This is a genomic window from Arthrobacter sp. P4_F10, from assembly GCF_056401435.1.
The window spans coordinates 33441-46118 of sequence record NZ_JBFUJJ010000035.1; the positions used below are offsets into that span (position 1 = coordinate 33441).

The 12678-nt window shown below is 62.4% G+C and carries 11 protein-coding genes, 1 tRNA gene and 1 pseudogene; 9 read left to right on the forward strand and 4 right to left on the reverse strand.

Annotated elements, in window-relative coordinates; all coding sequences use genetic code 11:
* Nucleotides 1-89 precede the first annotated feature (89 nt).
* The 3 genes from AC1DR1_RS20125 to AC1DR1_RS20135 all read right to left on the reverse strand — a co-directional run bounded on the left by AC1DR1_RS20125 (nucleotide 90) and on the right by AC1DR1_RS20135 (nucleotide 2360).
* Nucleotides 90-896 carry an MBL fold metallo-hydrolase gene (locus AC1DR1_RS20125; protein WP_229995263.1) on the reverse strand — a complete coding sequence of 269 codons (807 nt, stop codon included), beginning with the start codon at nucleotides 894-896 and terminating at the stop codon, nucleotides 90-92.
* Nucleotides 897-1017: 121 nt separating this feature from the next.
* Entirely contained in the window at nucleotides 1018-1503 is a 486-nt protein-coding gene (locus AC1DR1_RS20130) for a MarR family winged helix-turn-helix transcriptional regulator (protein WP_229995264.1), read from the reverse strand.
* Between the two features lie 296 nt (nucleotides 1504-1799).
* Nucleotides 1800-2360, reverse strand: a complete 561-nt coding sequence (locus AC1DR1_RS20135) for a MarR family winged helix-turn-helix transcriptional regulator (protein ID WP_229995265.1) — start codon at nucleotides 2358-2360, stop codon at nucleotides 1800-1802.
* A gap of 66 nt (nucleotides 2361-2426) precedes the next feature.
* Between AC1DR1_RS20135 and AC1DR1_RS20140 the strand changes: the two genes are divergently transcribed.
* The 9 genes and pseudogenes from AC1DR1_RS20140 (at nucleotide 2427) to AC1DR1_RS20180 (ending at nucleotide 11215) form a co-directional block, all read left to right on the forward strand.
* Nucleotides 2427-3479, forward strand: coding sequence for an LLM class flavin-dependent oxidoreductase (locus tag AC1DR1_RS20140; RefSeq protein ID WP_476993174.1), 1053 nt, complete (start codon nucleotides 2427-2429; stop codon nucleotides 3477-3479).
* Between the two features lie 46 nt (nucleotides 3480-3525).
* Entirely contained in the window at nucleotides 3526-3900 is a 375-nt protein-coding gene (locus tag AC1DR1_RS20145) for a DoxX family protein (protein WP_229995267.1), read from the forward strand.
* Nucleotides 3901-3953: 53 nt separating this feature from the next.
* Nucleotides 3954-4145 (forward strand): hypothetical protein, encoded by a 192-nt coding sequence (locus AC1DR1_RS20150; RefSeq protein ID WP_229995268.1) that lies wholly within the window; start codon nucleotides 3954-3956, stop codon nucleotides 4143-4145.
* Nucleotides 4146-4622: 477 nt separating this feature from the next.
* Nucleotides 4623-5594, forward strand: a complete 972-nt coding sequence (locus tag AC1DR1_RS20155; protein ID WP_229995269.1) for a 3-hydroxyacyl-CoA dehydrogenase family protein — start codon at nucleotides 4623-4625, stop codon at nucleotides 5592-5594.
* 194 nt (nucleotides 5595-5788) lie between these two features.
* Nucleotides 5789-6318: pseudogene (locus AC1DR1_RS20160) on the forward strand (gamma carbonic anhydrase family protein).
* Between the two features lie 330 nt (nucleotides 6319-6648).
* A complete protein-coding gene (locus AC1DR1_RS20165) occupies nucleotides 6649-7728 on the forward strand; it encodes a LacI family DNA-binding transcriptional regulator (RefSeq protein ID WP_229995270.1) in 1080 nt (359 codons plus the stop codon).
* 77 nt (nucleotides 7729-7805) lie between these two features.
* Complete coding sequence (locus tag AC1DR1_RS20170; protein WP_476993175.1) at nucleotides 7806-9128, forward strand: MFS transporter; 1323 nt, start codon at nucleotides 7806-7808, stop codon at nucleotides 9126-9128.
* Nucleotides 9129-9297: 169 nt separating this feature from the next.
* Nucleotides 9298-10230: a 3,5-dioxohexanoate:acetyl-CoA acetone transferase gene (kce, locus tag AC1DR1_RS20175; protein ID WP_476967818.1), complete on the forward strand. Its 933-nt coding sequence runs from the start codon at nucleotides 9298-9300 to the stop codon at nucleotides 10228-10230.
* 10 nt (nucleotides 10231-10240) lie between these two features.
* Entirely contained in the window at nucleotides 10241-11215 is a 975-nt protein-coding gene (locus AC1DR1_RS20180) for a glycerate kinase (protein WP_229995883.1), read from the forward strand.
* A gap of 1371 nt (nucleotides 11216-12586) precedes the next feature.
* On the opposite strand, the gene AC1DR1_RS20185 is transcribed toward AC1DR1_RS20180, so the two are convergent.
* Nucleotides 12587-12668 (reverse strand) — tRNA-Leu (locus AC1DR1_RS20185).
* Nucleotides 12669-12678 lie beyond the last annotated feature (10 nt).

Below are 12678 nucleotides of genomic sequence, written 5' to 3' on the forward strand. Positions count from 1 at the left end.
CGCTTCGAGGTCACCTGCTGCTGAGGCCAGATACTGACGGCGGATGACGTCCCGAGGCGAGCTTGAGCGGGCAGGTTCAGCGGCGTCATTCAGCCCCATGTCATTTCCCCCTTGGCGACCTTGGTTCCGATTTGCGGTGCGATGAGCATTCCGGAGTTTGGGTAGCTTTCGATCAGGGCGGCCGTGCCGGCGGCGGCATCGGCTGAGCGGGCAAGTATCCCTTCGAATTCCCGGAGGTAGGACCGCGTGTAATCGATGGCCGTGGCATCGTTGGCGGTTCCGGGCAGCCGGTGGCCCGCTATGACGAGTTGTGGGTTCAGGGCCTGCATCTGGTCAAGGAGTTCGATCCATGCCGAGCGCTGTTCGGGGGTGGGGGTGTCTGCGGTCCAGACGTGTTCTTCCTGGAAGACCAGGACCCCGCCGACCACTGCTTTCTGATCAGCGTTGAAGAGGTAGTGCCTGTCAGGAAGCAGGTCAGAGCCGCCGCGAAGGTCAAAGCGGTACCCGTCGAGTTCAATTGCGCCTGCATTCAGGGGCGCGATCACGGCCAGGCGGGTCGGGAGGTTGGCGCCCAGTGCTGCCCAGGCCTTGAGTTTGCCCTCGAATGTCGCCTGGATGTGCTCGATGACTATCGGGGTCGCCAGGATTGTGGCATCCGGGAACGCATCGGCGAAGACTTCCAGGCCGAAGTAGAAGTCCGGGTCGGCGTGGCTGATGAAGACGGTTTCCAGCTCTTTGCCGGAGTCCAAGATGGCCGCAACGAGACGGTGGCCGTCGGCCCGGGTGAAGCCTGCGTCCACAAGCATTGCCTTGGACGGGCCGATAACCAACGTTGCCGACTTGTTTGGTGAACCTGCGGGGAAGTCGAGATCGAAGACCTCAAAATTCAGTGACATTACTGGTTAACCTCTCTCGGATGCCCTCGAGAACGCCCCGAAGCGAGTCACGCAATGCACGCTCACTCAGATCCAACAATAGCTGACTAGTCAGCTATTGTTGGGAGTTATGCCCAATCGTTCACGGCATGATCGGCAATTCCTGCGCAGCATTCTTGCTGATCCTTTTGACGGCCTCCGAGAACACCTCGGCCTCTGCGGGTGAGAGTAGGTCGAGCAGGTACCGTTCGATACTCTGCACGTGGCGGCTACCGGCTCTGAGGAGCAAGTCTTCGCCGTGCGCCGAGAGGCGGATCAACTGGACACGGGCGTCGGAAACGGAGCTCTCCCGTTCAATAAGGCCCAGCGCTGAGGCGCGCTGCACCAACCGCGTGGCTCCGCCTGACGTCAACACCCTCGCTTGGGCGATGTCACGCACCGGGATTCCCTGGTCGCCCGCCCGTCCTGCGAGGAGAAGCAGTTCAAAAAGGGAATGGCTGATGCCGAACTCCTGCTCCAGGTCGCGGCCAAGAAGAAACTCCAGCCGGTTCGCCGCACCCAGAAGGCGCCCGAAGACCAGGACGCGATGATCGTTGGCAGCCTCTTGGCCGGAGCCGAATTCCTTCATACTGTTCACCGTCCAACATTATGCTTATCTCCCCGCAACAATCTCCTTCCCTGCCCGGGACCCGGGTTGCCCGCCGGCCCCTTACACCCAGCGGTGATTCCTCCACCAGAGCGACCCGCAACAGCAGACGGCCATACAAAACAATCGCCGCCGCAACTCCACAGGAAATCAGTCGCAAGCCATGGCGGGCGTCCTCCGACGCTGATCCGGACTCCACCCTCCGGAACGCAACAGAAGACCCTACGAAAGGCCGAGTTCTACGAAGCCTGGACCGTCGAGGACCGCACGGGTTTCGACTAAATGGTGCCACCCGGAGAAGGTTCGACGACGGCTAGGCCCTGGTCGGTTCCACGTTCATGTGCGAGTTCGTTCAGGTGGCGGCGCAAGCTCTTTGCAACCTTTCCAACGGCTTCGAGGTCTTCAGGCGTGAGGGCTTCGATGAAGAACCGGCGGACGAGCCGAAGATGCGGCGCTGAGGAAGCGCGGAAAGTCCGTGCTCCGTCGTCGGTAAGTTCCACCTCTGCGCCACGGCTGTCGTTACCCGACTTACGCCGTCGAATGAGCCCCCGGGATTCCATGCGACCCAGGTGGTGCGAAAGTCGGCTGCGCTCCCATCCGACACCCGCGGCGAGCGTGGAGGATCGCAAACGGTGTCCTTCGGACTCGCTCAGGGCCAGGAGCACCGCGTAGTCGCCCGGGGAAACGCCGGAGGTGGCCTGCAGTCCCGTCGCCAAAGCCTGTCTTATCGCCTCTGCCGTCTCGACATACTCGCGCCATACGGCCAGTTCATCCGGAGTAAGACTCCGCCGGGCACTCTTACCGCTTTGTTCCATAACCACCTCGTCTTCGTTTGACATGTCAACCATACGGGGTGATGATTGACGCGTCAATTAAGTAATTGACATATCAACTAGAGGAGACCCATGAGCGAAGTGATCTTTGGCCTGGACACCTTCGGCGACGTCCCTGTTGACGACCAGGGCGCACCAGTCAGCCATGCCCGTGCGATCCGGCAGTTGGTCGACGAGGCCGTGCTGGCCGACCAGTTGGGTGTGGATGCCTTTACTGTCGGTGAGCACCACCGCCCGGAATATTCAGTCTCGGCCCCCGAGACTGTCCTGGCCGGCATGGCCACGCGCACCTCACGCATCCGCCTTGGATCCGGCGTGACGGTGCTCAGCTCCGATGACCCCGTGCGCGTCTTCCAGCGATTTGCGACAGTGGATGCGCTGTCCAACGGCCGCGCCGAGGTCATTCTGGGGCGGGGTTCCTTCACCGAGTCGTTCCCCCTCTTCGGCTACGACCTCAAAGACTACGACGTGCTCTTTGAGGAGAAGATTGAACTGTTCGCACGACTCCTTGACGAGAAACCCGTGACCTGGAAAGGCACCATGCGTGCACCGCTGGTTGATGCCGATGTCTACCCCAAGACTGAGGGCGGTCTGCGGACGTGGGTAGGCGTCGGCGGCACGCCCCAGTCAGTGGTCCGCACGGCGAAATACGGGTTCCCCATGATGCTCGCCATTATCGGCGGACAGCCCGAACGGTTCACGCCCTTCATCGACCTCTACAAACGGGCTGCCGCGGACTTCAACACGACGGCGTGGCCGGTAGGAATGCACTCCCCCGGGTTCATTGCGGATTCCGACGACGAAGCCAAAGAGATCTTCTGGCCCCACTACAAGGTGGTCAGGGACCGCATCGGAGCCCTCCGCGRCTGGCCGCCCGTCCGCCGCGAAGATTTCGAGGCCGAAACCCGGAACGGCTCGATGTACATCGGCTCACCGGAGACCGTCGCCAGGAGAATCGCCCGTGYCGTGGCCTCACTGGACGTTGGCCGCTTCGACCTCATCTTCACTTCCGGAGCCCAGCCAATCAGCGCACGCCTCAAAGCCGTCGAACTCTACGGGAGCAAAGTCGTGCCGATGGTCCGCGAAATACTCGCCGACCACCGGAACGCGATGGAAGTCGCATGACGGCCCCAGCCACGAACAACCCTGTGACTCACGAAAGAAGAACATCATGAACGTCGCCCTCTGGATCATCACCGCCGTACTCGCCCTTCTCTTCCTTGCCGCAGGAACCATGAAAATTGCCCAACCCAAGGCGAAGCTCGCGGCCGCCGGCCAAGGCTGGGTGGAAGACTTCTCCGACGGCGCCGTCAAGCGCATCGGCGCACTCGAAATCCTCGCCGCCCTCGGCCTCATCCTGCCGGCACTACTGGGAATAGCCACGGTGCTGGTGCCCACAGCCGCGGCCGGGCTCTTCTTCCTCATGGCAGGCGCTGCCATCACTCACGGCCGCCGCCACGAAACGCCCAACGTCATCATCAACCTCGTCTTGGGCATCCTTGCCGCTGGTGTCGCAGTTGCCCGTTTTGGCCCGTACGGCCTCTGAGCGGAGGGAGTGATTCCTCAATAAGGTTTGCGGCAGCCGACACCGGAGTGCTGGTGAAAGTCACCGACCAGCCGAGCACGATGACCTTCAGCAACACCGAGGCGGCAGCACCCCAGGTCATCTCCGGACCGCTCGCCGCTATCACCCAACCCGGTGGGCCCCCGGCCGCGGCGGCAACGGCGGCGTCACCGGAACAGAACGGCGCAGTCATCGGCCAGGCACCGGAAGCAACCAACTGGATCTGAATCCGGCAGTGGCCAACCTGAGCGTCAGACCACCCCGAAAAGACCCCGGCGACTTATCAATGCCGGGACAACTTAGAAGATCAAGCGATGATCACACAGACCCCTCAGCTTCCGAAAAAAGGGACGTCCCCGCTGAGCCTGCTAGCCCCTTATTGCTCCCGAGCCGCCAGCGTGTTCGGCGTCCGCGCCAGGAACCAAGTGACGCCTCCATGCCCCGCCGGGTCGGATCCTCTCCCCCGAACTTAACGTTGCTTACCACCGGTCCCCGCTCTACGCTCCTAGCAGACGGACATGCCAGCGAGCGAGGTCATCGTCCGGGTGCCCACATCGACGTGGCTCCAAGACCCCTACCTACGGCACGGCATACCGCCAAGCAAGCGGCTGCTGCTGCCGAAAACGCCCTGACGGCCTTGCCCATTCATTGCGGCAATCAAAAGTCAGGAACCGGGTCATGCCCGGCTATACAAAGGAGTTCGAATGCCCACTGAAATTACCAAAGTTGCTGTCGTCGGCGGCGGATACATGGGTGGAGGGATTGCGCAGACCCTGGCCCTGGCAGGCCTGCCATGCGCCCTGGCGGATGTCACGGCCGAGGCCGCCCAAAACTCAGTGCGCCGCCTGGTTGAAGAGGGCAAGGACTATGAGTCGAGGGGACTGTTCCCTGAGGGCGCCCATGACCTGCTGGTGGCCAATCTGCGAGCCGCCGAGAGCATCGAAAGCGCCGTCGAAGGAGCCGACTACGTCAGCGAGGCAGTTCCGGAGATCCTTGACCTCAAGCAAGCCACCTTGGCACGCATCAGCAACGCAGCCGGCCCGCACACCGTTATTGGCAGCAACACTTCGGCCATTCCCATTGGCACCCTGGCAGAGTCCGTCACCCGGCCCCAAAACTTCCTCGGCGTGCACTGGATGAACCCGTCATTCTTCGTTCCTTCCGTGGAAATCATCCCCACGGAAAACACGTCACCGGAAGCAATCGGCGCCGTGGAGGAGCTGCTGAAGAAGGCTTGCAAAGTCGCCACGCGCGTCGCCGACTCGGCCGGATTCGTCGCCAACCGGCTCCAGTACGCTCTGTTCAAGGAAGCCTCATCCATGGTCGAAGAGGGCCTGGCCACGCCGGAGGTAGTCGACGAGGTCGTCAGCAATGCCTTCGGCTTCCGTCTGGCCTTCTTCGGACCCTTTGCAATTGCTGACATCGCCGGCCTGGACGTCTATGAAAACTCCTTCCGCAGCATTGAAAGTGCTTACGGCAGCCGCCTCGCAGCGCCCGAAGTCCTCAAGGGCAAAGTCGCCGAAGGGCATCTTGGCCTCAAGACCGGGCAGGGGTTCCTCACCATGGATCCGGCCGCAGCGCAAGAGATCGCCAATTACAGGGACCGGGCCTACTCTGAACTCAAGGCCCTCAAGGAACGGCTCGGCCCGCCGCCGTTCCTCTCCAAAAACGCATAGATCTCTTGTCCAGGTCCATACCCTGACCAAGAATTCATCCAGGCCCCGGCATGACAAATGCGCCTTTGTGCGCTTGCCAGACGGCGGTAGCGGTCGCTGCAACAGCGCCGGCGAACCCCGTCCCATCGTTCAGGCTGCCACCGGGCCACGGAGACGCCTTAGACATTCCTTAACGTTTCGGAGGTTCAGGGCCAATGGCTCCCATCTACCCCTTCGCCGGCACCAAGCCGGATATCCACCAATCCGCCTTCGTGGCACCGACTGCCGCCATCATCGGCAGGGCCACACTCGGTAAGGAAGCGAGTGCCTTTTACGGGGTCTCCGTCCGGGCGGACACTGCAGCGATCGCCGTGGGCGTGGGCACAAACCTGCAGGACAACGTGGTGCTCCACGCCGACCCCGGCTATCCCTGCACGCTGGGCGACCGCATCAGCGTCGGGCACTCCGCAGTCCTCCACGGTTGCACCGTAGAGGACGACTGCCTCATCGGAATGAACGCCACAATCCTCAACGGAGCCGTCATCGGCACAGGTTCACTGGTAGCCGCAGGCGCCGTGGTACTGGAAGGCGCCGTAGTTCCGCCGCGTTCACTCGTCGCCGGGATCCCGGCCAAAGTACGACGTGAACTGACCGACGAGGAATACGCGGGGTCCAAGCCAACGCCACCCGCTACGTGGAACTGGCCCAGGCCCACCGGCAGCTCCACGAACCAACTCCGACCTAAGCCACAACGAGGCCACGGCCGCCTCAGGTCCGCTCCCCCGTTACACGCCCATGAAGCGCGCCCTAAGACAACGCCGTCGGGCAACACATCTCCGGCCCGACCGCATGACAGTGCGAAACCCTTCGGCCCGCTGGATAAGCGCCGCCGGAGCCCCGTCTGCCGTCACCGCGAGTCCAGCGCGCCACCTCCTCAGACCGGTTTCATGCCGTAGAACTAACGAAGCTTCATTACATTTTACTTAACGTTGCTTAACACCATCTCGCCCGGCTGTAATGGACATCACAAAGACTTCCAGCTGGGAATCCCCTTACGACGTTGAAAGGAAACACGATGGTCGGTGCTACAGCAGCCGTGACGCCCGTGCAGAATTCACAGCGTCCCGCGAAGATCTCTGCTGCTGCTGTTGCCCGTGCAGCAGGCGTTTCACCGGCCACGGTCAGCTATGTGATGAATGGCCGCCAAGGCGTATCGGCTGATACACGCCGGCAGATTCTGAAGATCGCCAACGAACTCGGCTACCGGCCATCCGGCCACGGCCGCCTGCCCGACCCGTTGCTCACGCGCGTCGTCGGTTTCATCCTTCCCAACATCACCAACCCGATGCACACAGGATGGGCGCAGCACATCATCACCGCTTCGGCGGCCGAGGGGTTCGACGTCTTCGTCGCCACAACATTCGATGACCCTGAATCCCTCGCCCAGATCGCCTCAACGCTGGCGGCACGAAACGTCGACGGGGTCATCATCGCCGGCGCTCTCCGGGAAGACTCCCGTGCACTACGCACGCTGAGGCAACGGCGCATTCCCTATGTCTACCTCTCCCGGCGTGCGGACCACGTCCCTGGCGACTTCGTGGGAATCGACGATGACACGGCGGCGTCCCAGCTCATGCAGCACATCCTGGACCATGGCTACACCGAGATCGCGACCGTGATCGGTCCGCGATTCTCAACAGCCTCCATGGCCCGTGAAATCGCCTTCGTCCGTACAGCGGCGGCGGCCGGCGCCGACATCAGTGGCCCGCGCAAAATCAGCACGCGCCTGAGCGCCGACGGAGGGCTGGTCGCCGCGCAGCAGCTGCTGGACTCATCTGCCCCACCTCGGGCGATTGTCTGCGGATCGGATGAAATCGCCATGGGGGTCATGGAACACGCCTTGGCCCGTGGGCTTCGAATCCCGGAAGACGTAGCTGTCGTTGGCAGCGACGGACTGACGCACAGCCGCTCACGACTGATCGGCATGACCACCATCGTCCAACCCGTCAAGCAGATGGCGGACCGGGCATTCGAGCTGCTGCTGGACCAGATCGCGTCCCCCCGAACCACGTACACCCAGACGATATGCGCGCACCGGCTGCATATCGGCACGTCCTGCGGATGCCCAGCAGGAGCAGCTCCAGCATCCCCTTGAAGCCTCCGGCATCCGCGTAACAGCAGCACACTCCCCGGCCATTTCCGGGCAACCCATTAACAAGAGAAGGCACACCCATGTCCACTGACACCGTCGGGACGGCAATGAGGCCGCCCAAAACCATTAACAAGGTCATATACCGGCGCCTGATGCCCCTGCTGATCGCCGCCTACGTCATGGCTTTCCTCGACCGTACCAACATCGGTATGGCCAAGGACCGCCTGGAAATTGACCTCGGCATTTCCGCAACCGCCTATGGCATCGGCGCCGGCATATTCTTCCTGACCTACGCGCTGTCCGAGATCCCCTCCAACCTCATCATGCACAAGGTCGGAGCCCGCTTCTGGATCACGCGCATCATGATCACCTGGGGCCTGCTCTCAGCGGGCATGATGTTTGTTCAGGGCGAAACGTCCTTCTACATCATGCGCATGCTGCTAGGCATTGCCGAGGCCGGCCTGTTCCCCGGAGTCCTGTACCTGATCACCCAGTGGTTCACGCTCGAGCACCGGGCCAAGGCCAACGGCATGTTCCTGCTCGGCGGATCCATTGCCAACATCATCGGCGCCCCGCTCGGCGGTTTGCTGCTGACCCTGGACGGCCTCGTAGGGTTGCATGGATGGCAGTGGATGTTCCTCCTCGAAGGCCTTCCCGCGTGTGCCCTGGCTGTCATCATCTGGAAGACGCTGCCGAACAAGCCCACCGACGCCAAGTTCCTCACCCGGGATGAGGCCGAAGACCTTGAGGCGCGGATCGCCGCCGAAGAGCAGGCCGGCGCGAAGGCCGCCGGTAACTCAAAACTGCGCCACATCGTGAAGGACAAGCAGATCCTGCTCGTGGTTGCGATCTACTTCACTCACCAGATTGCCTTCTACACCCTTGCCTTCTTCCTGCCCTCCGTCATCGGCACCTACGGAAAGCTCAGTCCCATCCAGATTGGCCTGCTGACCGCCATCCCGTGGGTCTTCTCCGCTGTAGGCGCCTTGACGATACCAAAGCTGGCCACCACCGGTTCGCRCTCCAAGCTGATAACCACCACGACGATGATCGGGATTGCGGCCGGCTTCACGCTCGGTGCCATCGGCGGCCCCGTCCTGGGACTGATCGGTTTCAGCCTCGCGGCCTTTAACTTCTACGCACTGCTGCCGGTCCTCTACACCTACCCCACGACCCGGCTCTCCGGGTCCTCCCTGGCTGCCGGCCTGGCGTTCGTCAACACCGTGGGCCTGTTCGGCGGCTTTACCGGACCATACGTCATGGGATTCGTAGAGGACGCCACCGGGTCGAAGATGGCCGGCCTCTGGTTCGTTGCCGGCATGTGCATCATCGGCGCGCTCCTCACACTTGGACTCAAACGCGGTTCCAAAAAGGCAGATCCGAAGGCTGTAGCCGTTCACTAGCGGACCCACGGACAGCGGACTCCCCGCACCCCCGCACCGCGTCCATCAGAACGTCACGAAGACACCGCCGACATGGCACGCCTCTTCTTCCTCACCAACACGACTGCAGGCACCGAGACGTTCAACTCGGTGCCTGCAGGAAAACATTCTCCCCGAAAGAAGCATCATCATGTCCCGCAAACGCAAGGTCATCATCACCTCCGCCGTCACAGGCGCCATCCACACCCCATCGATGTCCCCTTACCTGCCCGTCAGCGCCGAGGAGATCGCCGACGCCGCCATCGGCGCAGCCGAAGCCGGCGCGGCAATCGTCCACATGCACGCCAGGGACCCCAAAGACGGCCGCCCGTCCCAGGACCCCGCCCACTTCGAACCAATCCTCGCCAAGCTCAAAGCCAACACCAACGCCGTCATCAACATCACCACCGGCGGATCCCCGCACATGACGGTCGAGGAGCGCATGCTTCCGGCCTCCGTCTTCAAGCCGGAACTGGCAAGCCTGAACATGGGCTCAATGAACTTCGGGCTGTACCCAATGCTGGACCGCTTCAAAGACTTCGAGCATGAATGGGAACGCGAAGGACTCGAGCGAAGCCGCGACCTGGTCTTCAAGAACACCTTCGCCGACATCGAAACCATCCTTAACATCGGAAACTCCAACGGAACCCGCTTCGAGTTCGAGTGCTACGACATCTCCCACCTGAACAACCTCGCGCATTTCCACGACCGCGGCCTCGCGCGCGGACCACTGTTCGTACAGTCCGTCTTCGGGCTCCTGGGGGGCATCGGAGCCCACCCGGAAGACCTCATGCACATGCGCCGCACAGCAGACCGCCTCCTGGGCGATAACTACGAATGGTCCATCCTGGGCGCCGGCAAGAACCAGATGCCACTGGCCACCATCGGCGCCGCCATGGGATCCCACGTCCGCGTGGGCCTGGAAGACTCCCTGTGGATCGGACCCGGCGAATTGGCCAAAACCAACGCCGAACAAGTCCGGCGCATCAGAACCATCCTCGAAGCGCTGAACTTCGAAGTGGCCACCCCGGACGAAGCCCGCGAAATGCTCCAACTCAAGGGCCGCGACAACGTCGGCTTCTAGGACAAAGAACATGCACATCCTCATCGCCCCCGACAGCTTCAAAGGCACCTTCACCGCCTCCCGCGTCGCCAACCTGATCGCCGCCGGCGCCCGGGCCTACGGCGCCGACGCCACCGAACTCCCCGTAGCCGACGGCGGTGAGGGCACCTACGAAATTCTGAGCAGCTCCCTCGGAGCCGAGGAGGTCCGCGTGGACACCGTCGGCCCCTGGCGCGATCCGCTACGGGCCTCCTACGGGCTGGCCCCGAACGGCACGGCAGTGATCGGCCTGGCCGCAGCCAGCGGCATCACCGCACCCTGCCCGGGAGAGCGGAACGCCCTCACGGCCGACACCTACGGAACAGGCGTCCTGATGGCCCACGCAGCCGCAAGCGGTGCCCGCCGGATCCTCGTCGCCGCCGGCGGCAGCGCGACAACCGACGGAGGCAGCGGCGCGATCACAGCGATCGAGGAGCGCGGCGGGTTACGCGGCGCCTCCGTGACAGTGCTCAGCGACGTAACCACTGCCTTCGAGGACGCCGCCCGCGTCTTCGGACCGCAGAAGGGCGCAGGACCGACGGAGGTAGATCAGCTCACCGCCCGGCTAAACGCCCAAGCCTCGGACTACCCGCGCGATCCGCGCGGGGTCCCACGAACCGGCGCGGCAGGTGGCTTCAGCGGAGGCATGTGGTCGATGTACGGGGCGGCGTTAGTACCCGGAGCAAAATTCGTGCTGGACCTCCTGGACTTTGACCGATCGGCAGCGGAGGCCGACGCCATCGTGGTCGGCGAAGGCCGCCTCGACTCACAGACGGGACAAGGCAAGATCATTTCGGAGATCCTTGCCCGCCGCACCGGAAAACCCGTCTACGCCATAGTCGGCTCAATCCACCCCGACCTCGGAGACTATGCTGACAATTTCGCCGACGTCATCATTGCATCCCATGCCACTGAACTGAAGGACGCCGGATACCGCGTCGCCAGCCAGGTCGCAGCCGCGGAGTGAGCTACCAGGTTTTATCGGCGACGCCCACCTGCCCCAGCCAGGCACCGACATGATGCCCAGCCTCGGTTTCGTACCTGGGCCCGTATCCCAAGGAAACAACAGCATGCCCCGCAAACTCATCACAAGAACGGATAAGACCTTGTAAAGGATCATCGCTGACCTGTTCGTCCAACACTCTGCCGACAAGGAGACTCAGCTGATCTTGGCGCTCGAAACTGCCGTTCAGGCAGCCAGCTCAAGAGCTTGTGGCGTGCTCCTCACCCCGTCGCCTTATCTCCCATGGTGCCGTACGGATAGACATATGAATTAGATCTGTCCCCCTTATAGCGTCTGCGAGACGACTTCCCGATGCGGTCCAGCCCTACCTGGGATCACTTTAGGCACCGCGGTCTGGTCGGTTCAAACAAGGGCCAACGTCGTGGTCCGATGTTGGGAACAAACGCACGTGCATTGCTGACCGCAGCTGCGAAGTACGGTCCTGGTAGTCAGCATGGGGTACACCCTAATCTGACGTCGTCAGGCTTCCCTTTACTCCCCAGCGATCCTTCAAGACCCCAATCGCCCGCGGCCGGAAACATCCCCCTGCGGCGACGTTCCGCGTGAAAGGCTCTTAGCTGCCGTTACGGAAGGAGCACGGAAGGCATTCTTCCTGCCGCAGTTGATCCCGTCCCCGCGATGTCAGCTTCGAGTTGTCGGCCTCGGGCAACATGCAAAGACCCTAACCGCCAAGGGGGCCCTGCGTCCTAGGTGTACTGAGAGCGGAATTGATCGCGAACGTGGCGACTGGCCAGCTATCCACTAACACGACCACTAACGTGCGGGCATGAACTCCTGTTTCGGTGCGACCGCTCCGGCCCCCCACAGCCTGCGCCTGCAGCTCCCCCCGAGAACCTTGCGTCTCACGGGAATCAGGTCGTTGAAGACTCGCGGCCGCATGAACTTATGTAGGCCGAGAAGTAAAGACGGAGACAGCCTGAGGGTCAACGAAAAAAGCAGACCTAAGTGTGGACAGTATCCACACCCGCATTCGCCGGACAAACCCGCCGTAGCCGGATTGCTTTGGACCGCAAGAAACTGAACGGTGGGAAACCAGGACAAATCATTCTTGGTCATGTCGTCAACACACCCCTTGGACATGAAGGTGTATGGCCGATAAGGGCCACCAGAACACGCCAGAGAAGAGGACAAATTACCCTACATCCCAGCAGGCGGAGGGCCCGCCAGCCAGGGCCCTGAACCGCCACCCCACACACCTGAATAGGCCCACCGCGGCGGCCGGGCCACAGCCCGCGAACCTAGCGTCAGAGGAACGCCACCACAAGCTATGTCAACACGTTAAAGCAAAAACCCCTCTGACGAGGGGTTATGCTGTGCCCGAGGTGGGACTCGAACCCACACACCTTTCGATACCGCTTTTTGAGTGCGGCGCGTCTGCCAATWCCGCCACTCGGGCGCGGAGTACA

Bases quoted from the DNA above. Each gene is read 5' to 3' on its own strand.
- AC1DR1_RS20155 (WP_229995269.1), top strand. From the start codon at position 4,623: ATGCCCACTGAAATTACCAAAGTTGCTGTCGTCGGCGGCGGATACATG.
- AC1DR1_RS20180 (WP_229995883.1), top strand. From the start codon at position 10,241: ATGCACATCCTCATCGCCCCCGACAGCTTCAAAGGCACCTTCACCGCC.
- kce (WP_476967818.1), top strand. From the start codon at position 9,298: ATGTCCCGCAAACGCAAGGTCATCATCACCTCCGCCGTCACAGGCGCC.
- AC1DR1_RS20145 (WP_229995267.1), top strand. From the start codon at position 3,526: ATGAACGTCGCCCTCTGGATCATCACCGCCGTACTCGCCCTTCTCTTC.
- AC1DR1_RS20130 (WP_229995264.1), bottom strand. From the start codon at position 1,503: ATGAAGGAATTCGGCTCCGGCCAAGAGGCTGCCAACGATCATCGCGTC.
- AC1DR1_RS20125 (WP_229995263.1), bottom strand. From the start codon at position 896: ATGTCACTGAATTTTGAGGTCTTCGATCTCGACTTCCCCGCAGGTTCA.
- AC1DR1_RS20135 (WP_229995265.1), bottom strand. From the start codon at position 2,360: ATGTCAAACGAAGACGAGGTGGTTATGGAACAAAGCGGTAAGAGTGCC.
- AC1DR1_RS20165 (WP_229995270.1), top strand. From the start codon at position 6,649: ATGGTCGGTGCTACAGCAGCCGTGACGCCCGTGCAGAATTCACAGCGT.